Origin of the sequence: Clostridium sp. Marseille-Q5894 (assembly GCF_946902305.1) — a bacterium.
Taxonomy (GTDB): domain Bacteria; phylum Bacillota_I; class Bacilli_A; order Erysipelotrichales; family Coprobacillaceae; genus Thomasclavelia.
This window is the reverse complement of the sequence record NZ_CAMPPT010000002.1, coordinates 168,137-193,067: the sequence shown is the minus strand read 5'-3', so window position 1 is coordinate 193,067 and position 24,931 is coordinate 168,137. Positions and strand designations below refer to the sequence as shown.

The 24,931-nt window shown below is 29.7% G+C and carries 24 protein-coding genes, 1 pseudogene and 1 CRISPR repeat array; of the genes and pseudogenes, 8 read left to right on the top strand and 17 right to left on the bottom strand.

Annotated elements, in window-relative coordinates:
* Positions 1 to 22 precede the first annotated feature (22 nt).
* From OC535_RS03590 to OC535_RS03565, 6 genes are all read left to right on the top strand, one after another.
* A complete protein-coding gene (locus OC535_RS03590) occupies positions 23 to 355 on the top strand; it encodes a hypothetical protein (protein ID WP_498823176.1) in 333 nt (110 codons plus the stop codon).
* Between the two features lie 60 nt (positions 356 to 415).
* The gene (locus OC535_RS03585) at positions 416 to 844 is read left to right on the top strand and encodes an RNA polymerase sigma factor (RefSeq protein ID WP_498823175.1); all 429 of its coding nucleotides are present in this window, start codon (positions 416 to 418) and stop codon (positions 842 to 844) included.
* Positions 845 to 1,232: 388 nt separating this feature from the next.
* On the top strand, positions 1,233 to 1,604 hold the full coding sequence (locus OC535_RS03580; RefSeq protein ID WP_498823174.1) for a type II toxin-antitoxin system PemK/MazF family toxin: 372 nt from the start codon (positions 1,233 to 1,235) through the stop codon (positions 1,602 to 1,604).
* A gap of 1 nt (position 1,605) precedes the next feature.
* On the top strand, positions 1,606 to 1,824 hold the full coding sequence (locus OC535_RS03575) for a hypothetical protein (RefSeq protein WP_498823173.1): 219 nt from the start codon (positions 1,606 to 1,608) through the stop codon (positions 1,822 to 1,824).
* Positions 1,825 to 1,909: 85 nt separating this feature from the next.
* Positions 1,910 to 2,965: a tyrosine-type recombinase/integrase gene (locus OC535_RS03570; RefSeq protein WP_498823172.1), complete on the top strand. Its 1,056-nt coding sequence runs from the start codon at positions 1,910 to 1,912 to the stop codon at positions 2,963 to 2,965.
* A 42-nt stretch (positions 2,966 to 3,007) separates the two neighbouring features.
* Entirely contained in the window at positions 3,008 to 3,979 is a 972-nt protein-coding gene (locus OC535_RS03565; protein ID WP_498823171.1) for a type II toxin-antitoxin system death-on-curing family toxin, read from the top strand.
* A 355-nt stretch (positions 3,980 to 4,334) separates the two neighbouring features.
* On the opposite strand, the gene OC535_RS03560 is transcribed toward OC535_RS03565, so the two are convergent.
* From OC535_RS03560 to OC535_RS03545, 4 genes are all read right to left on the bottom strand, one after another.
* Positions 4,335 to 4,784, bottom strand: coding sequence for a hypothetical protein (locus OC535_RS03560; protein WP_498823170.1), 450 nt, complete (start codon positions 4,782 to 4,784; stop codon positions 4,335 to 4,337).
* A 32-nt stretch (positions 4,785 to 4,816) separates the two neighbouring features.
* The gene (locus OC535_RS03555) at positions 4,817 to 5,329 is read right to left on the bottom strand and encodes a GNAT family N-acetyltransferase (RefSeq protein ID WP_498823169.1); all 513 of its coding nucleotides are present in this window, start codon (positions 5,327 to 5,329) and stop codon (positions 4,817 to 4,819) included.
* Positions 5,292 to 5,609, bottom strand: a complete 318-nt coding sequence (locus OC535_RS03550) for a hypothetical protein (RefSeq protein WP_498823168.1) — start codon at positions 5,607 to 5,609, stop codon at positions 5,292 to 5,294. The genes OC535_RS03555 and OC535_RS03550 overlap by 38 nt, the downstream gene beginning before the upstream one ends.
* A 347-nt stretch (positions 5,610 to 5,956) precedes the next feature.
* The gene (locus OC535_RS03545; protein ID WP_498823167.1) at positions 5,957 to 6,121 is read right to left on the bottom strand and encodes a hypothetical protein; all 165 of its coding nucleotides are present in this window, start codon (positions 6,119 to 6,121) and stop codon (positions 5,957 to 5,959) included.
* A gap of 473 nt (positions 6,122 to 6,594) precedes the next feature.
* Here OC535_RS03545 and OC535_RS03540 point away from each other — a divergent pair, with 473 nt between their 5' ends.
* Positions 6,595 to 7,464: a LysR family transcriptional regulator gene (locus OC535_RS03540; RefSeq protein ID WP_498823166.1), complete on the top strand. Its 870-nt coding sequence runs from the start codon at positions 6,595 to 6,597 to the stop codon at positions 7,462 to 7,464.
* Positions 7,465 to 7,792: 328 nt separating this feature from the next.
* Here OC535_RS03540 and OC535_RS03535 read toward each other — a convergent pair whose 3' ends face one another.
* The 9 genes and pseudogenes from OC535_RS03535 to OC535_RS03495 form a co-directional block, all read right to left on the bottom strand.
* Entirely contained in the window at positions 7,793 to 8,539 is a 747-nt protein-coding gene (locus OC535_RS03535) for a dihydrofolate reductase family protein (RefSeq protein ID WP_227051861.1), read from the bottom strand.
* A 26-nt stretch (positions 8,540 to 8,565) separates the two neighbouring features.
* The gene (locus tag OC535_RS03530; RefSeq protein ID WP_227051862.1) at positions 8,566 to 9,198 is read right to left on the bottom strand and encodes a flavodoxin; all 633 of its coding nucleotides are present in this window, start codon (positions 9,196 to 9,198) and stop codon (positions 8,566 to 8,568) included.
* Between the two features lie 389 nt (positions 9,199 to 9,587).
* Positions 9,588 to 10,532: pseudogene (locus OC535_RS03525) on the bottom strand (aldo/keto reductase).
* Positions 10,533 to 10,574: 42 nt separating this feature from the next.
* Positions 10,575 to 10,991, bottom strand: a complete 417-nt coding sequence (locus OC535_RS03520) for a flavodoxin family protein (protein WP_227051869.1) — start codon at positions 10,989 to 10,991, stop codon at positions 10,575 to 10,577.
* 30 nt (positions 10,992 to 11,021) lie between these two features.
* Entirely contained in the window at positions 11,022 to 11,867 is an 846-nt protein-coding gene (locus OC535_RS03515; protein WP_498823165.1) for an aldo/keto reductase, read from the bottom strand.
* 17 nt (positions 11,868 to 11,884) lie between these two features.
* Complete coding sequence (locus OC535_RS03510; RefSeq protein WP_227051871.1) at positions 11,885 to 12,733, bottom strand: aldo/keto reductase; 849 nt, start codon at positions 12,731 to 12,733, stop codon at positions 11,885 to 11,887.
* Positions 12,734 to 12,832: 99 nt separating this feature from the next.
* Positions 12,833 to 13,681: an aldo/keto reductase gene (locus OC535_RS03505; RefSeq protein ID WP_227051872.1), complete on the bottom strand. Its 849-nt coding sequence runs from the start codon at positions 13,679 to 13,681 to the stop codon at positions 12,833 to 12,835.
* A 509-nt stretch (positions 13,682 to 14,190) separates the two neighbouring features.
* Positions 14,191 to 14,460, bottom strand: coding sequence for a GNAT family N-acetyltransferase (locus OC535_RS03500; protein ID WP_264467693.1), 270 nt, complete (start codon positions 14,458 to 14,460; stop codon positions 14,191 to 14,193).
* Positions 14,461 to 14,471: 11 nt separating this feature from the next.
* The gene (locus OC535_RS03495) at positions 14,472 to 14,609 is read right to left on the bottom strand and encodes a hypothetical protein (protein WP_498823164.1); all 138 of its coding nucleotides are present in this window, start codon (positions 14,607 to 14,609) and stop codon (positions 14,472 to 14,474) included.
* Between the two features lie 367 nt (positions 14,610 to 14,976).
* On the opposite strand from OC535_RS03495, the gene OC535_RS03490 reads away from it, so the two are divergent.
* Positions 14,977 to 15,705, top strand: coding sequence for a Type 1 glutamine amidotransferase-like domain-containing protein (locus tag OC535_RS03490; protein WP_227051875.1), 729 nt, complete (start codon positions 14,977 to 14,979; stop codon positions 15,703 to 15,705).
* A gap of 255 nt (positions 15,706 to 15,960) precedes the next feature.
* On the opposite strand, the gene OC535_RS03485 is transcribed toward OC535_RS03490, so the two are convergent.
* The 4 genes from OC535_RS03485 to OC535_RS03470 all read right to left on the bottom strand — a co-directional run bounded on the left by OC535_RS03485 (position 15,961) and on the right by OC535_RS03470 (position 24,825).
* Positions 15,961 to 17,298, bottom strand: coding sequence for an MATE family efflux transporter (locus OC535_RS03485; protein ID WP_498823163.1), 1,338 nt, complete (start codon positions 17,296 to 17,298; stop codon positions 15,961 to 15,963).
* A gap of 673 nt (positions 17,299 to 17,971) precedes the next feature.
* Positions 17,972 to 19,918 (bottom strand): oxidoreductase, encoded by a 1,947-nt coding sequence (locus tag OC535_RS03480; RefSeq protein ID WP_227051888.1) that lies wholly within the window; start codon positions 19,916 to 19,918, stop codon positions 17,972 to 17,974.
* Between the two features lie 43 nt (positions 19,919 to 19,961).
* Complete coding sequence (gene bilR / locus OC535_RS03475) at positions 19,962 to 21,896, bottom strand: bilirubin reductase, long form (RefSeq protein WP_227051891.1); 1,935 nt, start codon at positions 21,894 to 21,896, stop codon at positions 19,962 to 19,964.
* 325 nt (positions 21,897 to 22,221) lie between these two features.
* Positions 22,222 to 23,501: a CRISPR direct-repeat array (repeat unit 30 nt; unit sequence ATTTCAATACATCTTATGTTGTTATTAAAC).
* A 442-nt stretch (positions 23,502 to 23,943) separates the two neighbouring features.
* Positions 23,944 to 24,825, bottom strand: coding sequence for a helix-turn-helix domain-containing protein (locus tag OC535_RS03470; protein ID WP_227053800.1), 882 nt, complete (start codon positions 24,823 to 24,825; stop codon positions 23,944 to 23,946).
* Between the last annotated feature and the right edge of the window lie 106 nt (positions 24,826 to 24,931).

Below are 24,931 nucleotides of genomic sequence, written 5' to 3'. Positions count from 1 at the left end.
ACAATTTGAAGGAGGAACGTGAATGGAACAAATAAGAGCGTGGATTTATTGTCGTATAAATCCAAATACATCAAGATCATTACTGTACTTTCAAAATGATCAGCTAGAAGAAATTGCTGAAAAATGTAATATGGAAGTCATTGGTCATACACATGTTATTTCAGATGGTAAGTATCTGAATTCTTATGAAATGAAAACACTTATCACAGAAATTAAGCAAAGGAACTTTGATGTGTTATTAATTAACAGTCCAATGAGAATTAGTATTTATCCTGATATTTTTGAAGAATTTGAATTATTATGTCGATTATATAATGTCAGAGTCCTTTCATATATCGACTACATAAACAGTTAAGTCATGAATATCAGATGTAGAAGTCCCCCTCCTTTTCCTATGTTCAGGAAAGGAGAAGGAATGGCCTACAATTATAATAAGGAATATGCTAAATGGAAAAGATGGAAGGAAAAGGAAGAAGAACTGTTGAAACAGCATGATGCTTCAAATAAGATGATTACTGAATTACGTAAGTATGACTGGTCACAATTCAATGCTGATCGTCGCTATAAAAGGCATCAAAATGTTACAAATGATATCTTCTTTACAATATCCCCTCAAGACTTCAGAAAAGATTTTTATACAGTTGATGATATATTAGACTCTATAGAAGATGAGGCTCTTTATGAATATCTCAAGGAGGAAGATCCAAAGCTTCTATCTGTCATATTATTAAAGACTCAAGGTTACAGTATCAAAGAGATTTCTGAAATAATTAAGCTTCCAGTCAGTACAATTTATCAGAAAACTGCAAAAATTAAAAAAATTTTTAAAAATCTTAGAAAATAAGCCGTTTTCAAGGCCTATATAGTGAAGACAAAAAATGTTCTTCATTTGAGACCCTTGAAAACCGAATAACAACTTATCAACACTTTATAATAGATATCCTTATTCAATACGCCATGACCATTTGAATATGAATGAGAGCGAAAACTATTGAATTACCAGGTGAAAGGCAATCACTTTAATAAAGATATTTATTTGACAATGATACACCTGCACGTCAGTTGCATGAGATACCATGCGATGGTGAAATTCCAGTGAGAACTTACGCTACGGTTCTGTTGATAAGTATTCCCTAGTTTCGGGTAATCAGGGATAAATGTGAAACAAAGATTCATACTCTAAAAGCGAATAAACTAACAATAGTTTATTCGTCATACATAGGAGGAGAAAAATGAAGATTAAAAGAGGACAGATCTATTTAGCAGATTTAGGTGAAGGATATGGTAGTGAACAAGGTGGTATTCGTCCTGTTCTTGTCGTACAGAACAATAAAGGAAACAAGCATTCCCCTACCATACTGGTAGCGTGTATTACAAGCAAGGCACATTCCAAACATTATTTACCAACCCATTATGTTATTCCAAAACATGTTGGCTTAAAATATGATTCTATGGTCATGATGGAACAAATCAAGGTGATTGACGAAAAAAGAATCATCAAATACATAGGTAAGCTGTCTCCAAATTTTATGAAAATATTAGATAAAAAAATCAAAATAAGTTTTGGACTCACTTATCCCTATTATAAAAGGAGAAATAAATAAAATGATGAGAACAGACATTCTTCAATTCAGTGGTGCAAATGTACCTATTTCCGTTGTTGCCAGAATAATGAAAAAAGATAAAAATTTTGTACGAATAGGTATTCAAGAAAACTGGCTACCTATTGGTGTTGCCTACAAAAAAGATGGTTCTTCAGAATATTCATATTATGTTTCACCAAAGAAATTATATGAATATACTGGTTATATCTATGAAGAATAATTGTCAAAGGTGCAAATTCAATATTTGCACTTTTTTATTTTATTGAACTTTATCTTATGATTAGTAGCGAAAGGAGTGACAAGTGATGAAATTACCTAATGGATTTGGAAGCATATATAAGTTAAAAGGAAATAGGAGAAATCCCTATATGGTCGTTCTTACAACCGGATATGTTAAGGTTAAGAACAACATGAAAAGAGAAAAAATGATTTTAGGTTACTACTCTACCAAGAAAGAAGCATTAGTTGCCCTGACAGAATATCATGAAAATCCTTATGACATTAAAATACACACTATAACTTTTGCTGAAGTATATGAAAAATGGAGCGAAGACCATTTTAAAACATTAAAGAATAAATCATCAATGAGAACTTATACAGCAGCCTTTAAACACTCTGAACCACTTCATAACATGAGATTCAGGGACATAAGACCCAATCATCTTGAAAAGGTTATTGAAAATGCAAATGTTGGTCAGGCAACAAAATCAAGAATGAAGTCTATGTATAACCTTTTATATAGATATGCATTAAAATACGATATTGTAGAAAAAAACTATGCAGAATTATGTAAGTCTGTGCGTGTTGAGAAATTAAAAGATAGAATTCCTTTTTCTGGAGAAGAAATCGAAAATTTATGGTCACGTTCTGATGATCTGCCTTTCGCTGACATGATTCTGATAGGTATTTATACTGGTTTAAGACCAATTGAATTAATCAGCATTAAAAATGAAAATATTCATTTAAAAGAAGGATACCTGATTGGTGGTACGAAAACAAAAGCCGGAACTAATCGAGTTGTCCCCATACGTCAGGAAATAAAACCTTTAATTGAAAACAGAATAGATATGAATAATGAGTATCTTTTTAATGACTACAATATGTTTACCCATGACAAAACCCCTCTTTCATATGATAAATACAGAGGCAGATTTAGAAAGGTAATGACAGCTTTAGAAATGACACATTCTCCTCATGAAACAAGACACACATATATAACGTGTGCTAAAAAAAGTAAACTTAATGACTATGTATTAAAAAAAATAATTGGACATGAAATAAGTGATGTGACTGAAAAGGTATATACACATAGAACAATAGAAGAACTCATTAAAGAATCAGATAAAATTAAGTTTCTTTAAAAGATAAATCAAATAAAAAAAATAAAATTGAGGTAAAGCAAAATGATTAAAAATTATGAAATAGTTGAATTCCAAAATGGTGAATTCAAACTTGATGTGTCAGTAACTCCTAACAGTGAAACTGTATGGTTAAGTGTCTATCAAATGAGTAAATTATTTAACAAGAATAAATCGACCATTTTAAGACATATCAAAAATATATTAGAAGAAGAACTCGATGAAAAAAAGGTAGTTGCAAAATTTGCAACTACCTTTTCTCATGGAGCAGGAAAAGGAAAAACACAGATTCACAATGTCAAATACTATAACCTTGATGTCATTATATCAGTCGGATATAGAGTCAAATCAAAAGAAGGAATTATTTTTAGAAAATGGGCAAATAATATTCTTAAACAGTATTTGCTGAAAGGTTATGTAATCAATGCAAGAAAATTTGATGTTCCTTCTATCGAAAATATTACCAGTTTACTTGAACAATCCAGATACTCTTCTGGTAATCTTCAACTCAGTGGTGATGATATGCTAGATTTTTTAATAGCATACAACAAAGGATTATCTATTTTAGATGACTATGATCATCAGACCATGGATATAGAATGTTCTTTGGATACTATTTATAGAATCAGCTACGAAGAATGTATTCATATAATTCATGAAACTACATTTTATGAAAAAGGCTGTCTCTTTGGACTAGAAAAAAATGATTCATTTAAGTCAGCAATTGAAAACATTTATCAGACATTTGGAGAAAAAGACTTATACCCTACTCTAGAAGACAAGGCTGCTAACCTTCTTTATCTGATTACCAAGAATCATGCATTTGCTGATGGGAATAAAAGAATTGCTGCAACAGTATTTCTATATTTCTTAGAAAAAAATAAAGTACTTTTTTACGATGGTAAACCAAGGATATCAAATACAACTTTAGCCACTTTGACAATACTTGTTGCATCAAGCCATCCCAATGATAAGGAAAGCATAATCAATCTTATTAAACTGATTTTATTTAAATAGATAGTTATTTTATTAACATCATTGTTGCAACAACAATTATGGTATCCTGCTGTCTTGAGATTTACAAAGACTTACTCAGTTGAAGAAAAACTTTGTGGGTTACTAACACATTACTAACAAAGCTTATAACTATATTTCCTTATTTATTACTTCATAGATGTACTGAGATGTCTTGAAACTTGTTGAGATTTGTTAAAACTCGAATCAAAAAATTACCAAAAAAACAGGCAACTTCAATCGAAGAAGCTTGTAAATAAGCACAAACAAATACAAGATTTTAAAAAGTTCTGATTTTATGATCAGAACTTTTTTATGTGATAACTTATTATCATGTAATTAATCCATAAACTGGAATTTACCACGTATATTGTTTTATTTGACGAATTGCTTTTTGCCGGTCCTTATAGACTAAGTTTTGCATACTATCATCATATATCCTATTGAATTTTTTTAATCTTTCAAGAATAATATCTATAAGTTCTGGCTTATTTTTAGCTATAATAATGGTATCCTTAATACATTGCCTTGCTGTTATTGGTTTTTCATCTTCAATATGTTCAAGCCATTGCTCAATAATAGATTCCATTTTATTGTTAATATCCCATTTTGAATTGTATGCAATGAGGTGAAGTCCTCTAGTACGAATATAAGAATTATCCTGATTGTTCATCATTTCAACAAATGTATCAAAATATTGATATAAATCATTACATTGTTTGCTTACCTCTATTAATTCTTTTAAGACATTATATGCCTTCTTATTATCTGAACACACTAACATATCTATTTGTTTATCAATATCCATTTCAATGACTCCTATACACAATAAATTCCAATTTATCTATGAATATACATTCTTGTCATATTAGGCTCATTATCCCCTTGAACCATACACAAAAATTCCCATCCATATCTTTCATAAAAACCTGTATGATCAGTAATCAAATAGATTGGAGTTATTCCTTTGGACTTTGTATCTTTCACAACTATGTCAAGTAATCGTCCTGCAATTCCTTGACAACGATATTCCTTTTCAATATATACTGCACATACATTGGGGGTAAGGTCTTTCCTGTTATGAAAATCATTTTCGATTACCCCAAGCCCACCTACGATTCGTCCGTTGTCTAAACAAAGATACCAACCATATTCTGTTTCATTATTAAGATAAGTTTCCATACATTCAAGATACGACTCTTGTGGCACATGCCATTTATCATGAAACCATGACACTGCTTCATCTTTCATTTCCGGCTTTTGTCTTAAAGTAACATAGATATACCTGTTAATATTTACCACCTCAATTTCTAATTTAAAAAACCCCTTTATTATACTTCCGTTGTGTTGCAACAATAAATCCTATCCCAATACTAATACCTATTATAAGTACAACAATTGCAATAATCGTCATCATATGACAATCACCTAATAAACCAATAATACCACTAATCAATGGTGTTATACTGACAATAAACATTGACTTTCCAAACGCTTTTCCATAGCCTGACTTATCTGTAACTTTTGTTTGATGGTAAGAATGTATCAAATCAGTGTTTCCTTTATAAATTTTTATACTAATTACTAGCAAAACGAGCGCTGTTATAAACATAATAACAAAATACACAACCATACAAACACCTCCCTAAATTAAAATTTTTATCTTGCAACTTATAAAATCATTCAAAACTCATTTTTATGATTACAGAATACAAAGAAATTCACATAATAATCTCTCATTTCATTATATAGCTAAAATACTAAGTTTGTCATTCCATAAATTACAATACACACATTTTCTTAATTATAACGTATATTATATATAAAATAAATTTATGGAATTTAGCGCTAAAGTACCTTTTGGAAAAGTGCAATATCATTAATTTAATACCTCTTTAAAATATTCTCTATTTCTAAGAGCTTTTGATTATTTACAAAACCTTTTTCATATATCCTTTAATTATATTAGTACCTCAAATTCTAAGTTGAGCACAGCTTGATACCGGCACCAAGATTATAGTAATCATCCATAAAAGTTATTATTTCAAAATTTACAACAACGAATTTCTTTTCAATTCCCTTTTTCAAATACATTTTAATATGTCTAGAAATAATAGACATATTTCTATCATATTGCGTTGTCATTTAATCAACTGTATAATCAAATTATTTCCTCTATATGAAAAATAAAAAATTAAAACTTTACTACTCTCCAAAGATGTTGTTCCTATCTTTTAACTTTCATCAATAATCAAACTATCTGATCCTACACTGATATTTCTTTGAGTTCAATAAAAATAATAACAAGAATACCAACTATTAAAATAACTTTTCCCATTTTAACGTAATTATTATCTTTTTACTGATCATCTCATAGTTTTTAATTATCTACATACTTGTATAAAGCGCTAATAATCAACTACAAAAAGTTAAAATATCTTTTTATTTTCATCTTCCCTATTCCCTATATATAATAACGATATTTACTAAAAATCTCAGTTATCTTTAATTACTCTACTATTTATATTTCAATTTTATAAAAACAGTAAAGAAAAGTACAATATCCATATCTCATTATGATATAATTGTAGTGCATACTAAGACGAGGAGTGAGTTATATGATTGAAATGTACCAATTAGAACAATTGCTTACTATCTATAAAGCAGGTACTATATCAAAAGCTGCTGAAGAAATGCATATTTCCCAACCTGGACTAACACGCTCTATTCAAAGATTGGAAGAAGATCTTGGACTTCAATTATTCAATCGTAAAAAAAATAAAGTTATCTTTAATAATAATGGCATAATGGCTGTAAAATATGCAAAAAAGATACTTCAAACTAAAGAAGAAATGGTTATACAATTACAAAGATATGATCGTAGTCAGCGAATAATCAGCATTGGTTCATGTGCCCCTGCACCAGTATGGGGACTAAATTATATTTTCAATAAAATATACCCTGAAATGCAAATAACAAGTGATATTAATTCTGATGAAAACACATTACGAAAAGGACTTGATGATTTAAAATATTCTATTATTGTCCTTAATCATTCAATCGATGATGAAAAATATATATGCATTGATTTATTTGAAGAGTATTTATATTTGTCTGTACCTCCAGCTCATCCATTAGCATTATTTAAGGAAATTTCTTTTAAAGAATTAGATGGTGAAAGTATATTATTACTGTCACGAATAGGATTTTGGAATGAAATATGTTTAAAAATGATTCCTAATTCTCATTTACTTGTTCAAGAAGATAATGAAGTTTTTAATGAATTAACAAAGTTATCTGCATTGCCTAATTTCAGAAGCAACATTACAATTCAAAGAGAAAATAATGATGGAAACAGAATAGCTATCCCTATTACTGATGATAGTGCTCATATTCGTTATTATGCTGTATTTAAAAAAGAAGATAAAAAAATATTTGAGCCTATTAAAGATGAAATTACAACTATTGATTGGAAACAAACTTATTAACAATAATATTAATTAAAAAAGATACAAACATTTTTTATAGATGAGATAGAACTAAAATTTCTATCTTTTTTCTTTTTATAATAATTTTTACAAAATAATACCTTATACTTAAAACCAAAACTTAACTGATAACAAATTTCCTTGTCAGATTATAAAAAATTAATTAATAGAATAATTTCAAGATTTCTTATACACGCAAAATAAAACCAGCAGCAAATATTTTCATCTTGCTCCTGGTCATATTTTAATATCGATTAATTACTCAGCCACATCATAATATTACTTAAGACAGCCAACTTTTTAATAATTTATCCATCTTTTCTTCTATTTATAATATATTTGTATTCTTCACATAATTAAGCCATAAACCAGAATGATGAAGAATTTGCGTTTTTATCAGATGATAATTAGATAATCTTATAGCAGGATGTTTCAATGTTCCAGATTCAAATGATGTTGGAACATTTGATTCACCATCAATAATCGGTGCAATAATCAAACTTATTTCATCAATCAGCCCCTCATTTGCAAATGATTCATTGACTATGCCACCACCTTGTAATAAAACCTTTTCAATGTGAAATTCATTTCCTAATTTTTCTAAAACAGTTTTCATACTTAAATATTCTTTACCAGCAAAGATATAAGAAACTCCAAGCATCCTTAAATAAGCTAAATACTCATCTGATACTTTTTCACTTAAAACCTCTATTACATTTTTATCTTTCAATCTTTTGTGAGATAATGATTGACTATTCCAGGCAAGACTTCCCATTGGATCAATAACTACTAGCCACTTACTCTTTCCATTGAAAGAGATAAAATCCTTTCTTTCAATCTGCTGATTTGAAAAAGCCCTTAAATCAACAGATTGATCATGAATAAATATTTCATTAGCAGTCACACTGCCATAAACTAATGCATCGGCATTATACTCTTGACTCATTTTTCCATAAAGTTGAGACAATGATCGTATAACCGGTTCTTGAAAAAACTTTCCAGAAATCTTTCCATCTATCGATTGCAACATATGACAAATAACATATGTTTTTTCATTTACGTCAATAATTTTCACTTCCTTTTTCAATCCAGCTAAATAATTTACTCTGTAATTCCTAAATCATTTAACCATTCCTGAACATCTGAACTAGCAGCACTTGAACGAAATCTCTGGCCTTCCTGCCAATCACCTGTACCAGCCATTTCTGCCAAAAGTTCACCACTTTGACCTAAACCAGAAGATGATGATGTACAAAATGGTATAACCATTTTACCTGTAAAATCATTATTCTTTACAAAATTATCAACTGGCCACGCTGCAATGCCCCACCAGATTGGATAGCCGATAAAAACTGTATCATAACTATCCCAGTTATCTGCTGTTGTCGAAACAAGTTCTACATTTCTTTCATCTTCATTTTCATGTTCTTTTGATACACGGCTATTATCATCACTCCAATTCAAATCATCATCACTATATGGTTCTTTTGGTTCGATTTCAAACAATGTACCATCTGTTTGCTCAGCAATCATTTTAGCAACATCTTCCGTGTTTCCTGTTGCTGAGTAATAAACAACTAATGTATTTCCAAATTCTTTTGATGTATCTGTTGTTTGTGATTGTTCATTTTCATTGGTTTTATCTATCTCTTCATTATTCGATTGACACCCAACTAATAAACTTAAAGCAACTACACCACTTAAAATCATAACTAGTCTCTTTTTTAGCTTCATTTTATTACACTCCTGTTAATTTATTTTTTATTAAATAACCAACTCATAATTTTATCATCTTCAATAAATAAACCATTACCAAAATAACCATTTGCATAAACCTACGCTTGGTCGACTGAAGTTACACCCCAATCATTTAATTGCGATGCAACAATGATTATTTGAGAGTTATATTTTTGCGCTGCAAAATCAAAATCTTTTGTTTTAACGTTTTCACCAAGCCAGCCTTTAGCAACTGTATTAGTTCCTAAAGATCTAATCCTTTATATTTACTGTCATATATTAAGCGTCTATAAATAGTTTAATCTACTTTCAATTACACGATTATCAGCAGTATGATTATTTGTTATTGAATTATTGTCTTTTCATTGATCGTTATCTTAATTTCTTTAATGTCCTCCAAAAACATCAAAATCAATCGTATCCAACAATGATTCGATTTCCTTGATTTCAGCTTCAGTCATTTCAATATTTCCAGCTTGAAAATTTTCTTCCAATCGTTTTAACTTTCGGCTTCCTGGAATGGGGATAATAAAATCTTTTTTACATAACATCCAAGCCATTGAAAGTTGAGCCCTCGTGCAGTTTTTCTTTTTCGATAATTCTTCTAATAGATTTAATAATTTTTTAGCTTTACGATAACCTTCTTCTTGATACTGAGGCATTTCACTTCTATAGTCACCTAATTCAAAAGCTGATTGAGGTGTAAACTGACCAGAAAGAAATCCATTAGCAAGCGGCGAAAAAGCAACATACGTGATTTTTAATTCTTGACAAACGTCAAACAAATTTTCATGCCATCTTGCCATCATCGAATATCTGTTTTGGATAGCTGTAACCGGACATATTGCATGAGCACGTCTTAAATATTCTTCATTAGCTTCACTAATGCCTCAGGCTTTGATTTTTCCTTCTTCAATAAGTTCTTTCATTACCATAGCAACAACTTCTGGTTCCACCTTGGGATCAATTCGATGTTGATAATATAAATCAATATAAGAAGTTTGTAATTTCTTTAATGAACCTTCTATTGATTTTCGAATTGTCTCAACTGATGAATCTAATTTTAGCTTCTTTCCTTGATGTTCTACACCAAACTTTGTTGCAATAATCACTTGATCTCTGACATCTTTTAATGCTTCACCAACTAATTCTTCATTATAGGAAATTGTTCCATCTACATTTTGACCAGTATAACATTCAGCAGTATCGAAAAAATTATATCCTAATTTATAAGCTCTTCTTATTGTTTCTATAGCCGTTTGCTTGTCTTGCGGTAATCCATATGCGTGTGAAAAACCCATACATCCTAATCCTATTGGATTTACATACATATCCGTTTTACCAAGTTGTCTTTTTTTCATTACTAACTTCTCCTATTTTGTTATCATGCCTTTGTAATTCATGTTATATAAACGAGCAAATCTTGCCATTGTATAATCACCAGCATCTAATTGCTGTTTTGTCGGCGCATATCCCTGAAAAGCAAAATACATATCTTTTCCTTTCAATAAATTTTCATCAACATGCTGGTAAAAACGATCTAATAAATTACGAATAGCCCCTGACATACTATGCCAATATAATGGGGAACCGATTATAATCGTATCAGCTTTAGCCATCTGTAAGACGATTTCATCAAACTGATCATCATTAAAATGCTGCCCATAGCTATAAATTTTATAATCAACTAAATTTAAAGTGTCATATTCTTTATTCTTTAAAAAATTTTTAACTAACGTTGCGGTATTTCCATTTTTATTCGGACTGCCATTAATAAATAATATTTTCATTTATAACCACCTTTTACCTACATTAAATTATTATCTTTTTAATCCACAGATCATTTCAACTACTGCCGGATCATAATGTGAGAAAAAAGAACTTGTATCTTTATTCATAGCCGCAATTTTTTGCATATCTGCCTGACTTAATACAAAATCAAAAACATCAATATTTTCCAGCATTCGTTCTTTTCTAACTGTCTTTGCTAGCGGTACGATTCCTCTTTGAATTAACCATCTTAAAATAACTTGTCCATTTGATTTATTGTATTTTTTACCAATTTCACTTAATACTTCATTTGTAAAAATACCATTTTTTCCTTCGGCAAATGGCGCCCATGCTTCAAGCTGTACACCATATTTATTATTGTATTCTAATGCTTTGTTTTGTTGGTGAAATGGATTAACTTCTACCTGGTTAACTGCTGGAATAACTTTGGTATCTAAACATAGATCAACTAAACGATCAGGATAAAAATTAGATACCCCAATAGCTTTAATTTTGCCTTCTTGATATAAATCTATCAATGCTTTATAAGCACCGTGATAATCTTTGAATGGTTGATGTAATAATACTAAATCAAGATAATCTAACTGCATTTTTCTTAAAGATTCTTCTACCGACTTTTTAGTATTTTCATATCCATAATTAGAGATCCATACTTTTGTCGTAATAAATAATTCTTCTCTAGGTAATGATGTTTTTTTAATAGCTTCTCCCACTGCTTCTTCATTACCATAAGATTGTGCCGTATCAATTAAACGATAACCACTTTCGATTGCATCTAAAACAACTCTAATACATTCTTCTTTGTCTTCAATTTGAAATACGCCAAACCCCACTGCTGGCATCTTTATTCCATTATTTAAAGTAATATATTCCATTTTTATCTCCTTTTATCTTAATCATGAATTTTCATTTCCATTAATCTTTTTTCATTAATCTGATTATCAGGATCATGAGTTGGTTTCCCTGTATCTAATGCTTCTATTGCTTTCATTTCTTCATCAGTTAATTCAAAATCAAAAATATCAATATTTCCTCTCATTCTTTCTAAATTCGTTGATTTAGGAAGAGAAATTACACCTTCTTGATAGATCCATCTTAAAATGATCTGTCCAGCATTCTTATTATACTTACGGGCTAATGAAACAATTATTTCATTTTCTAATAAATCTTTATTTCCATGTCCTAATGGATACCATGCTTCTAAACGAATATCATTTTCAGCCATAACTTTTCTTAATTCTTTTTGTTGCGTAAATGGATTAAATTCTACCTGATTAACTACTGGCATCATCGTCATCCCATCTTTAAACTTATTCCATGAATTTACGGTAACATTCGAAATACCAATAGATTTAATCTTTCCCTCAGCAACTGCTTCTTCTAACGCTTTCCAAGCACCTAAATAATCACCATATGGTTGATGCAATAAATATAAATCAATATAATCTGTATCTAATGCTTTTAAAGAATTAGCAATTCCTTTTTTAGCATTTTCATATCCATAATCTTGTAACCATAATTTAGATGTAATAAATATTTCATTTCGATTTATTCCACTATCTTTGATTGCTTTACCAACATCTGTTTCGTTCATATAAGCTGCTGCTGTATCAATATGACGATAACCAGCTTTTAAAGCAGCTAGTGTTGCTTCATATGTAGGTCCATTATTAGGAATTAAGAAAACCCCAAAACCTACTGCCGGAATCGTTTGTGTGTTATTAAGTTTAAATACTTCCATTTTTCATCTCTCCTTTTCTTTACAGCTACATTCTATTATTTAATTTCAAAAAAGTACAATATCAATACTTCATCACACTATGCTTTCAAGTTATACTGATTATTTGTGTATTTTATATTGATTCAACCATTTAGCAGTTTTATAATTTTGATGATCAATAATTTCAGAATATCCCAAATTTAAAGTTGCAATAATTGTCAAATCTTCTTCATCAAGTTCAAAATCCCATATATTCATATTTTCCTTCATTCTTTCTTTATGAATCGTTTTAGGAATAGCAATTATATGATTTTGTATATGCCATCTTAAAATAACTTGAGAAATTGTTTTATGATGTTTTTTAGCAATTTTCATTAAGGTCTTATTTTGAAATATTTGTCTTTGCCCTTCAGCCAACGGTCCCCACGCCTGCATTTGACATCCATATTTTTTTAAAACATAATATAATTCTTTTTGTTGGAAAAAAGGATGCATTTCTACCTGATTAATCATTGGTGGGATAGAAGAATTCATATATAGATCAACAAACCGTTCTGCTGAAAAATTACAGACCCCAATTGCTTTAACTTTTCCTTGTCGATATAATTCTTCTAATGCACGCCATGATCCATAATAATCACCATACGGTTGATGAATCAAATAAAGATCAATATAATTTACTTTTAGTTTTTTTAATGATATTTCAAAAGCATTTAATGTTTTTTCATACCCTGAATCTTGAATCCATACTTTTGTCGTAATAAAAAGATCTTGGCGATTGATTTTTGATTCTTTAATGGCTTCACCAATCTCATTTTCATTAAAATAAGATGCTGCCGTATCAATTAATCGATATCCTTCATGCAAAGCATCTAAAATGCACTGCTTTGATAAGCTTGGAGCAATCTGTAATGTTCCATAACCTAAAACTGGCATTTTAACGCCATTTCTCAATTCTATATATTCCATACAAATTCACCTCTTTATTTATTCTAAAATTAGAATTGTTTTTCTAGACATCATAAAAAGAAGAATAACTAATCTAATAACCAAACAATAAAACTTATACTCTCTTTTATCAAAAAATAAATAATTTATGTAATAACATTACTAATCATAACAACCATCAAATCAAAAATATTAGTTTTAACCACTAGTACCAGCGTAGTCCTTGATAAAAGATACATTATAAATCTAAAATATATAAGATTTTTTATTCCATACTTTCTTTTTACAATTTTATTTTAGTAAACATTATTATAGATGTACAATACCAATACTTTATCCTACTATAACTCAAAAGCATAATAAATATAAAAAATGTATGCCTCTACATACATTTTTTAAATCACGATCAACTTTATAAAAGATAATTCATAATAATATCAAATCCTAAATCATTAATTAAATATTTTCACCAATTTCCTGTTTTAATAAAATATATCTATCACATAACTATTCATAAAATTGCTAATTGTTTATAGATATAATTTAAATGCCATATCTGCCCTATTAAATGGGAACTTTTTTCTATCGACTGGCATTTCCATAAATCCAAATTTCTTATAAAGATGTACAGCCGAAGCACATTTATGATTGGTTACAATTATTATTTTTCCACTTTTTCTTTTTTTAGCATATTCAATACATGCTTTTAAACAAGCACTCCCAGCACCAGTTCCAGTATAAATTGTTTTAGCTGCAAATTTCATGATTTCCCAATCACCATCTTCTCTTGGTGCGATCATACAACAAGCCATTACTTGATCATCATCATTAAGTGCAAAAAAATCTGACCACCTTTTTCTATATAAAATTCAATATTTCCTAATTCTCTTATATCCTCTTTTTCATATTTGACAATAATTTTACTTAAATAACTTTTATCAATATTCATCACTTTCGCAACACGTGCTGCATGACACCCTTCATTTTCATATATTTCAAAAAAACTCGAGCTTCCGTTACAGAATATTCTGATCCTAAATAATGATACCAAGTAAATTCATCTTAGGCATATAAAATCTATTAAACTCTCTTACTTTAGATACAATATCTTTATTGTCCATCTTGTCACCTCTAATCAAAATAGTAGATAAATTCCACTATTTATAAAAATTTATGTAAGTTTACCAATTATAATAACTTTTTCATTGTAGATAATAGTTTTAAAAATAAATAATCTATTATTGAAAAAATAAAATATATTTCATATAATTTTTAAAAGAATACATTTATTTAAATTAATTAAAGGAGACAAAACAATGGTTGTATTTTTAACAAGTAGTCCTACAGGACCTTTAGATGGCAGTCGAAAAGTAGATGGTTTAGATGAAAAAAATAATTTTGTTGGACATCTAAAACAATATTGGAAAGAAAATAGCAGATGTTGCCTGATTGCATCTGATCCAGATAATTTTGCTATGAATGATGAAATGACTAATTTCTTTAAAAAAACTTTTTTAAAAGAAAAATTTTCTATTCAGGATTTTAATATTATTGATAGAAGAAATTATAATTTTACTCAAGCTGATCTTCATCAATATGATGTTATTATATTAAGTGGTGGTCATGTTCCAACACAAAATATTTTTTTCAAAGATATTCAATTGAGAAATAAAATTGCTGGTTTTACAGGAATTGTTATTGGCATAAGTGCCGGAAGCATGAATAGTGCAGATATTGTTTATTGTCAGCCCGAAAAAAACGGCGAAGCAATTGATGAAACATTTGAAAAATGGTTACCCGGCTTAAATCTTACAAAAATGAATATTTTACCTCATTATCAAATGATCAAAGATAGTTATTTAGATGGTATGCGATTGTTTGAAGATATTACTTATAAAGATAGTATGAATCATCAATTTATTGCTTTAGTTGATGGAAGTTATGTACTTATTGATAAGTGTGAAACGATTTATGGTGAGAGCTATCTTATTTCTGATGGAAATATAAAATTATTATGTCACGAAGATGAATCTGTGATAATATAGTAATCTCTATAATAAAATATATGATAGATTTTTTGTAAACATCATAGGATCAAAAAAACATGTCATAGTCTCGACTATGACATGTTTTTATATAATATTTATCTTGCCTACAAATTAAGCACAGATGTTTTATTTAGTACCTCATCAATTTTTTTATTTTAATATATTCTTAACCTGTAATGATCATTTATGATATCAAATATTTCTAGTTATTGATCAGTATCAATAACTACTTAAAATATAGATTTTTTGTCTTTAGCATTTTCTAAGTTTTTTTATTGATAATTTGTTTGTATATTTTATCATTAAAACAATAGCATAAATAGCAACCAGTGCTTCTGTTATCGGCATAGCTAGCCATAATGCATTTACATTGATCAATGGTAAAAACATAATACAAATTCCACTAATTACAAGTCCTCGAGCAATTGATACAACAAATGCTGCTTTGGGTTTCAATATTGCTTGAAAATAATATGTTGAAAATATATTCAATGGTAATAAAATAAATGACATTCCATACATTCTAACAATATTTGGAGCAATTGCAACAATTTCTTCTGTTGGTGTCATAAAAATATTAACAAATAACATTGGTTTTACAAGTATTAAAATGACCCACATAATACTAAAAAAAGCAACTGTTTTTAATGCATATTTTAATATTTCTTTAATACGTTCAGCATTATTAGCACCATAATTTACAGATATAATTGGCTGCGATGCTTGCCCTACACTATATGCACAGCACTGTACGAATGTTGAAATATTAACAATCATCCCATAAACCGATAAAGCATTTGCACCTAAATATTTCATGATTTGTCTATTAAACAAAATTGTTAAAATTCCCATAGCTACATCGATAAAAAATGTTGAAAAACCAGTAACAAATATTTTTGCCATTTTTTTTAATATTTGTCGTGGTCTAACGAGTTTTAAAGTATTTTTCTTGCTGATAAAATGTGTCATCATTACCCCAAAAGAGAAATTTGTCCCTAATGCTGTAGCTAAACCGGCTCCAAAAATTCCTGTATCTAAAACAAAGACAAAGAAATAATCACCAAAGATATTAAAAATTCCTCCTGATAAAACAACAATTGTAGCTCGTGTTGGATCATTATCATTTCTTAAATATGCTGCAAACATTTGGTTAAATAAAAATAATGGCAAAACGAACTTGATTGGTAATAAATATCTTTGTCCTAATGAAAGTAGATCGCTTGATGAGCCAAATAAAGTTAATAACTGTTTATCAAAAAATATAATAATAATCCAAGCAAGACCCGCCAAGATAATTGAACCTATAACTGATATTGTAAAAAACTCATTAGCAGAGCGTTCCTCAGAATTTTTTCCTTTAATTGTACTAAAAATAACGGAGCCGCCAATTCCCATTAATAATCCTAAACTATAAATGATATTCCATATTGGTGCAACAACAGCTAATGCTGCTGTTCCATTTGGTCCGTGATATTGGCCTACCATAGCCATATCTACAACCGAATAAATCGATCCGATTAAGGCACTGCCAAAAGCTGCTGTTAAATATTTAAAATATATCGGTCTAATCTTCCCATTTAAAAAATCCATAATTTTCCTCCTTATTTTATCTGAGATTTTTTAATCAAAAATAAAAAAAGTGCCCTCAGTTATAAAACCGAGCGCACTCGACATCTTATCGACATTACAATTCCGATCGTAAGTCCTCCGATGAACTATCTAATATTTTTGTGCTTGTATCATCCCAAAATCATATTTAGAAATTCTAAAAACTATTTTCTTTACTTTGCCACATCATCCTCAAGTTTAGATATATTTTTCAATTATTTAAAAGCAAAATTACCATTTATATACTAATTGTCTATAAATGCTATATTACAAATTAATTTCCAAATATAACATGCTCTTTGTCAAATGTTCTCTTCTTAAAAGATCGTAGATTTTAAAAATTCATTATAGATACTTTAAACAATTAATATTGTATGGAAATTAAAAATAATGTCAAGCCTTTCTTAAAATTTATCGCCATACAAAATTGAATTCCCTTTTTATACTATTTGTAACCACTAAACATAATACTACTTCTTTCAAACCTTAAAATAAATACAAAAAGAGATTTTTTATCCTACTAACAACTACAGTAGTTTATAAAATCTCCTTTTTTAATTCCTCATTATAAGTAAAAACTTAACACTTTCTATTTCAATTAAATTTCTTTTTTCAAACAACAATCATTCCAACTTAATTCAAACTAAATTAGTCTTTAAACATCTCGAGCAAGTCGATATGCTTCACCAATAGCATCTTTAATATTTCCAACCTGATGAGCATCACCGATAAGATGATATGACATCTTTAATTCTTTAAGCATATTTTCAAAAGCTGGATCAGTTTGATATCCGCAGGCAAAAATCAAAGTATCCGCATCATCAATAACACCTTCAACTCCATTTTGCAAATATTTAATTTTATCTTTTTCTACTGCTACTACTTTAGTATTGACTAATATTTTCACACCCTTTTTCATCATCCTTTGCACAAGCAAAGAACGACCTGGTCCTGATTCATTCATCATTACTTCCTGAGCCATTTCTATGACAGTAACATCTCGATTTCGTGGGAAACGATCATTAATTAACGGTGCTAAATAGTCTGCTGTCTCACAACCAACTGAACCGCCACCAATAATCACGATCTTTCTACCAGGAAATGCTCTACCAGCTAAAACATCATCAGCACTCATCCACTGTTTAAATTGGGTAAATGCATTGATTATAAGGGGTTTTGCTCCTGTTGACACGATAACCTCATAATCTTTAAATTTCGTTTTTAATAATTCAAGAGTTACATTCGTATTCGTTTGAATATTAACATTTTCCTTTTCTAAACGATGTCGCATCCATTTTATAACTTGACAAAGATCCTGTTTTCCAATAGGAACACAGGCTACTTTTAAGGCTCCACCTAAATCTGAATCTTTCTCACATAAAACTACATCATGACCACGTTTTTTAGCAATATAGGCAGCTTCCATTCCGGCTGGTCCACCACCGACAACAAGAATCTTTTTCTTGATATCAGCTGGTAAAATCGTATCTTCATTTTCCAACGAAAAAGAAGGATTCATCGTACAAGCAATCGGTTTTCCAAACATAATTCCATTTAAACAGCGTAAACAGCCTATACATGGTCGAATATCTTCCGATTTTCCAGCTTTTGCTTTATTAGAAAATTCAGGATCACAAAGATTAGCCCGCCCAATCATACAGGCATCTGCCATACCATTTGCAATTAATTCCTCAGCTATCCAAGGTTCAATAATCCGCCCTACTGTTGTTACCGGAATAGAAACATATTTTTTTATTTTTGCAGATAATTGAGAATGCGAACCCATTTTAGTTCCCGCAGCCGGAATCGAACTGCCCCTAGCGATTGTGGTTCCACCTGATACATGAATCATATCAACCCCATGGTTTTCTAATTGTTTAGAAACATAGATCATGTCATTAATATTTAAGCCACCATCACTGTACTCATCACCAGATATACGAACATCAATAATAAATTCTTCGCCACATCTTTTACGAACCGCCTCAATAACTTCTAATGTTAATTTTAATCGTGCATCAATATTTCCACCATATTCATCAGTACGTTTATTATATTGGGGTGATAAAAAACCACCAAGTAATCCATGGGCATGGGCCGCATGAATTTCAACACCATCTGCTCCTGATTTTTGTACTCTTTGTGCCGCATCCGCAAATTGTTCAATGATTACTTTTAATTCTTCTTTAGTTACTGATCTTGGAGCTTCTTTAGCATAATATGGTCCAACATTAGATGGCGCAATAAGTCTAGGGGTACCAGGAATCGGAAAAGCCATATATGCTGGATGAAATAACTGGGGTAATATTTTAGCCCCATATTCATGAACAGCAGCAGCCAGCTTTTTCCATCCTTCAATAAATGAATCGTCGTAAATAGACATATCACCTGGTAAATAAACATATGTCGGTTCAATCGTAACAACTTCTGTTACAAATAATCCTACTCCACCTTTAGCACGAGCTCGATAATGTTCGATCAATTCATCAGTTACATAACCTTTATTTCCTAAATTAGTCGATAAAGGTGGCATGAAAATGCGATTTTTAACAACTTGTTTTCCTATCTTTATAGGACTAAATAAATGTGGATATCTATTCATATTTGTTGCCTCCCTTATAATTTAAATATAATTGAAATTATATTTAAATAGCATTAGCTGCTAGATATCCTTCCTCAATTGCTCGATTAATATCAGCGGCTTTTTCATGACAGTCACCAACAACATGAACCTCAATCCCTTTTTCAACTAATGGTGTGATATCAAAAGCATTTGGTTTTGCACCTACAGCTAAAACAACATAATCACAAGGAAGTGAGACTGTTCCTTCTTCGTTTTCAGCTTCTACAGTAGTAGATGTAATTGCTGTCACTTTTGTTTTAGTAAATTGTTGGACATGATGTTTTTCAAAATCAGCCATCATGGTAGGTCTTACTGTTGATGATTCTTCTTTAGCAATCGTATCCATCATTTCAACAATTGACACCTCACAGCCATTTTGAGCCAATAATTCAGCTGTTTCAGCACCAACAAGACCACCACCGATCACAACAATTTTACCACTTGGTAATTGTTCATGATTTAAAACTTTCCAAGCATCATAAACATGAGGTAAATCACAGCCTTTAATAGCAGGAATAACATTAGATGCTCCCACAGCAACAATTACCGCATCAGGATTTTCTGCCATGATACATTTTGAACAAACTTCTTGTCCTACTCTTAAATCAATATCTAAAACTTTCATCTCATTTGTTAAATAATGAATGCCACGATTCATTTCAGATTTTCTTGGTGGTACTGCTGCAATATTCAACTGTCCTCCTAAAGTTGTCTCTTTTTCAAATAAAACAACTTCATGCCCTTTTACTTTTGCAACTCTAGCGGCTTCCATCCCTGCAGGACCGCCACCTACAACAACAACTTTTTTCTTCTTTATAGCAGGAGTAATCACTCTTTCATATTCATAACCATTTTCAGCATTCAAAACACAGCTTAAGAATTTTCTGTTTTGAATAGCATCTGTACATCCTTTATTACACATCATACAATGGCGAATGCGATCTTTTTCACCTAATTCTAATTTTTTAACATAATCAGGATCAGTTAATAATGAACGTCCTAATCCAATAATATCACACACTCCAGTTTCTATTAGCGCTTCTCCATTTTCTGGTGTCAAAATACGTCCGACTGAAGATACTGGAATAGATACAGCTTCTTTAATTTGTTTTGTATATTTTGACATGAAACTATATGAGATCGTACCCATTGCTGGAATTGTATCATTCATATTTCCAGTATGATTAGCTTGTCCAACGTGGATCATATCAACACCAATTTCTTCTAAAATCTTTGCAAATTGTACTGCTTCATCAATTAGTAGACCGCCTTTCCCTCGAAGAGAGCCATCTGGATTAATAGTAATTACTGGCAATTTATAATCGATACAAATATCAGGTGCATTTTCTTTAATTGTTTCTACAACTTTTAAAGCAAATCTAATTCTATTTTCAAAAGCTCCACCGTATCGATCTGTACGAGTATTTAAAATTGTTGAACATAAAGATCCTATTAATCTATCACCATGAACTTCAACAACATCAACTCCAGCTTCATAAGCGCGTTTAACACAAGCACCCATCTTATCTAAGATCGTATTTAATTGTTCTTCTGTAACTTCACCAATGTAATGAAGCATATCATGATGTAATTTTGCTCGAGCTGCCTGCATATCACCTTTTCTAAATAATTCGGCTAAGGCATCAACATCGTATTCAGGATGAAATAATTGGATTCCTAGTTTACAATCATATTCATGTAATGCATCTGCCAAATTTTTATATGCTTCAATCTGACCATCATGAAATAATTTTGGGGTTGGTGAAACTGTGTTGACTGGTGCAACATCACCTAAAACAATGTAAGCTACTCCCCCTTCAGCTATTCTCTTATAAAAATTAAAACTTTGCTTTCCTATTGTTCCATCTCTTTCTTCGTATCCCGTTGTCATTGGTGGAAACATAATTCTGTTTTTTAATGTGATTTTTCCAACTTTAATTGGTTCTAATAATTTCATAACCTTCTCCTTTATATTTTTATCTTAGTTCTTGACACCAATATGATAGCACTTACATATATATAAAACATACTCTTTTAATGAAAAAACATATACTTTTATGTATATGTTTTCAGACTGTTGACAAAATCAGATTTTTTCAAATTAGTATTTAATTAATTTTTGCTTTCCCATTTTAGTATTAAAAATGATGTATTTATAACATCTCTAAACTAAAAACATCTTATTTTAATTACTTTTCTCACTTTTTAATATTAATTTTAAACTTTTAAAATTATAGGGCATTTGTTAATCCCCTAAAACAATTAATAGGATTGTTCATAATATTTCGAGACATCTTATGTTGTTATTAAACTGGGTCCTACTCTACCAATTATCAAAATGCTGGTCGATTTCAATACATCTTATGTTGTTATTAAACTTCAAGACCTAAAAGTTTATACTCCATGGCAACACCATTTCAATACATCTTATGTTGTTATTAAACCGTTTGCCATTCAATTATCTCACCTTTTGTGGTTGCATTTCAATACATCTAATGTTACTATTAAACTTTTAGAATTCTTACAAAGGGTGAAAAGATTTCGTTATTTCAATACATCTAATGTTACTATTAAACAAAAACGACAAGAAAAATTGTTAGCACTTAAACGCAATTTCAATACATCTAATGTTACTATTAAACACGAAATGGAACATTTTAGTGATTTATACAGACTGCAATTTCAATACATCTAATGTTACTATTAAACAAAGCAGAAAGAAGCCATGGTTGAGGCTCAAAAACGATTTCAATACATCTAATGTTACTATTAAACAATTGCTTAAACTCTATGACCACCAACGCTTTTAGCATTTCAATACATCTAATGTTACTATTAAACAATAGCAGAAAGTACATTTTTAGAGTCGTATACAGGATTTCAATACATCTAATGTTACTATTAAACTCGCCCAGAGCAGTAGTAGTATTAGTTCCAGATTATTTCAATACATCTAATGTTACTATTAAACATACATTATTGCAGCAATAAAATTAAGTGTTATGTCATTTCAATACATCTAATGTTACTATTAAACGTACATATTTTGAGTTGGGGTGTATGTGAATGGTTGATTTCAATACATCTAATGTTACTATTAAACTTTCCTCGTCTATTCCGTATCTATCACATAGATATTATTTCAATACATCTAATGTTACTATTAAACTTTTTGCTGAGACAAAAGTAAATCTTTAGGATATATTTCAATACATCTAATGTTACTATTAAACCCTTTACATAACCACCTTGAGCTAACATAGGGATTATTTCAATACATCTAATGTTACTATTAAACTTCTTGTACATTCCTAACAATCTTAGCCGTTTTTGTTATTTCAATACATCTAATGTTACTATTAAACGTTAGATAGAAAACCATCTATATTTGTGCTAATTAAATTTCAATACATCTAATGTTACTATTAAACCTCCTTCAACGTGCGCCTCTTGAGAACTGTCACCGTATTTCAATACATCTAATGTTACTATTAAACCAGGAAGCAGTTGCTAAAAAGGCAGTCGAGACAGCATTTCAATACATCTAATGTTACTATTAAACCCTAGTAAATTAGCCACTTTACATTTTCCATTATACCTCAAAGCTTATATATATCAACAACTTTCTATTTTTTTACCAGCTAAATTCTTCTTTTTATAATTTTCTATCATATTCTCCTGAACCCTTACTCTGACAAGAGGTTTAGACATTTTATTAAAAATTTCACCTGGTAAAATTATATAATTAAACTATCTGTATTCTCTTCTTTTTAACATCCTAATATCTCTTCATCAAAAGAACTTTCACTTTGTGATTTAATTATACTGACACTATCTTCTTTATTTATAGCTTTTTAATTATTTCTTTAATAAAATTAACGATGCTAAGGTTATCTTTCAAAAATTATTTTAATCAATTTATATCCATCATATTTATCGATATTTTACAATTTTATATGCTGGAATTTAGTATCTAAAGAAATCTATATATACTATTTTTATCTTTAAATTCTATTTTTTAAACTCATTACTTTTTTATACTCTCTTGGACTCATCCCAACTACTTGTTTAAAAACTTTTGATAAATGATATGCTGAAGAATATCCCAACTCTTGAGCAACTTCAGTTACTGTCTTATTAAGAAGCAATCTTTTTTGAGCATATTGAATTTTTTGTTGATGAATATATTTTGCTGGTGGAATATTCAACACATTAGTAAAAGCTTTATATAAAACACTATTAGATACTCCAATTACTTGTGACATCGTGCTTAATCTAATTGATTCAAATAAATGATTTTGAATATAAACTATAGCCTCATTAACTACTTGAATGTACGGTGAATCAATTATTTCGATATGATTATCTTGACTACGTTTTAATTGAGCTCTCATCATTTGGACAATCAAACGAATCAGTGCTGAAGTAATAATACTAGAATAACCAATTTCTTTTCTCTGAGCCTCCAAATATAGCCTATCTAGCATTTCTGTATAATCCAACATTTCATGGGCTTCGATCATATGTCCATGTTTTGTTAATAATGAAAGAAACTGATGCTTTAAATAAACAGGTTCAATATCAAAATGAAAGTGATAAAATGAATATTTTTCATAGCCTTCATTAATAGTGGTAATCAGTCGTGATGGCTCTAATACTAAAAAACTTCCTGGTTTACAATGATATTTCTTATTACCGATAATCGTTGTAGAACCACCTTCACGATAACATACGATCTCTATATCATCATAAATATAACTTGCTCTTGTATCATGACTAGATACCCATTTATCAAAACTATGAATTTGAAAAGTCATTTTCCCAAGCATATCTGTCAATTCATCACTTTCAAAAATAATGGATTGATTTTGTGTTTGAATATACATAAAAATCACCTCTTTTTATTTTAACCCAAATTAAAGAAAGTTACAATTAACCTATACTTTTATTAAAAAATGCAGGCTGATACCTGCATTTATATTAATAATTTTT

What these genes read in the sequence shown, in the direction of transcription:
- OC535_RS03520 (WP_227051869.1), bottom strand. Translation starts at nt 10,991, where the DNA reads ATGAAAATATTATTTATTAATGGCAGTCCGAATAAAAATGGAAATACC.
- OC535_RS03470 (WP_227053800.1), bottom strand. Translation starts at nt 24,825, where the DNA reads ATGTATATTCAAACACAAAATCAATCCATTATTTTTGAAAGTGATGAA.
- OC535_RS03560 (WP_498823170.1), bottom strand. Translation starts at nt 4,784, where the DNA reads ATGGATATTGATAAACAAATAGATATGTTAGTGTGTTCAGATAATAAG.
- OC535_RS03590 (WP_498823176.1), top strand. Translation starts at nt 23, where the DNA reads ATGGAACAAATAAGAGCGTGGATTTATTGTCGTATAAATCCAAATACA.
- OC535_RS03545 (WP_498823167.1), bottom strand. Translation starts at nt 6,121, where the DNA reads ATGACAACGCAATATGATAGAAATATGTCTATTATTTCTAGACATATT.
- OC535_RS03490 (WP_227051875.1), top strand. Translation starts at nt 14,977, where the DNA reads ATGGTTGTATTTTTAACAAGTAGTCCTACAGGACCTTTAGATGGCAGT.
- OC535_RS03485 (WP_498823163.1), bottom strand. Translation starts at nt 17,298, where the DNA reads ATGGATTTTTTAAATGGGAAGATTAGACCGATATATTTTAAATATTTA.
- OC535_RS03585 (WP_498823175.1), top strand. Translation starts at nt 416, where the DNA reads ATGGCCTACAATTATAATAAGGAATATGCTAAATGGAAAAGATGGAAG.
- OC535_RS03550 (WP_498823168.1), bottom strand. Translation starts at nt 5,609, where the DNA reads ATGGTTGTGTATTTTGTTATTATGTTTATAACAGCGCTCGTTTTGCTA.
- OC535_RS03510 (WP_227051871.1), bottom strand. Translation starts at nt 12,733, where the DNA reads ATGGAAGTATTTAAACTTAATAACACACAAACGATTCCGGCAGTAGGT.
- OC535_RS03530 (WP_227051862.1), bottom strand. Translation starts at nt 9,198, where the DNA reads ATGAAGCTAAAAAAGAGACTAGTTATGATTTTAAGTGGTGTAGTTGCT.
- OC535_RS03575 (WP_498823173.1), top strand. Translation starts at nt 1,606, where the DNA reads ATGATGAGAACAGACATTCTTCAATTCAGTGGTGCAAATGTACCTATT.
- OC535_RS03565 (WP_498823171.1), top strand. Translation starts at nt 3,008, where the DNA reads ATGATTAAAAATTATGAAATAGTTGAATTCCAAAATGGTGAATTCAAA.
- OC535_RS03505 (WP_227051872.1), bottom strand. Translation starts at nt 13,681, where the DNA reads ATGGAATATATAGAATTGAGAAATGGCGTTAAAATGCCAGTTTTAGGT.
- OC535_RS03515 (WP_498823165.1), bottom strand. Translation starts at nt 11,867, where the DNA reads ATGGAATATATTACTTTAAATAATGGAATAAAGATGCCAGCAGTGGGG.
- OC535_RS03500 (WP_264467693.1), bottom strand. Translation starts at nt 14,460, where the DNA reads ATGATCGCACCAAGAGAAGATGGTGATTGGGAAATCATGAAATTTGCA.
- OC535_RS03570 (WP_498823172.1), top strand. Translation starts at nt 1,910, where the DNA reads ATGAAATTACCTAATGGATTTGGAAGCATATATAAGTTAAAAGGAAAT.
- bilR (WP_227051891.1), bottom strand. Translation starts at nt 21,896, where the DNA reads ATGAAATTATTAGAACCAATTAAAGTTGGAAAAATCACATTAAAAAAC.
- OC535_RS03495 (WP_498823164.1), bottom strand. Translation starts at nt 14,609, where the DNA reads ATGAATATTGATAAAAGTTATTTAAGTAAAATTATTGTCAAATATGAA.
- OC535_RS03480 (WP_227051888.1), bottom strand. Translation starts at nt 19,918, where the DNA reads ATGAATAGATATCCACATTTATTTAGTCCTATAAAGATAGGAAAACAA.
- OC535_RS03580 (WP_498823174.1), top strand. Translation starts at nt 1,233, where the DNA reads ATGAAGATTAAAAGAGGACAGATCTATTTAGCAGATTTAGGTGAAGGA.
- OC535_RS03540 (WP_498823166.1), top strand. Translation starts at nt 6,595, where the DNA reads ATGATTGAAATGTACCAATTAGAACAATTGCTTACTATCTATAAAGCA.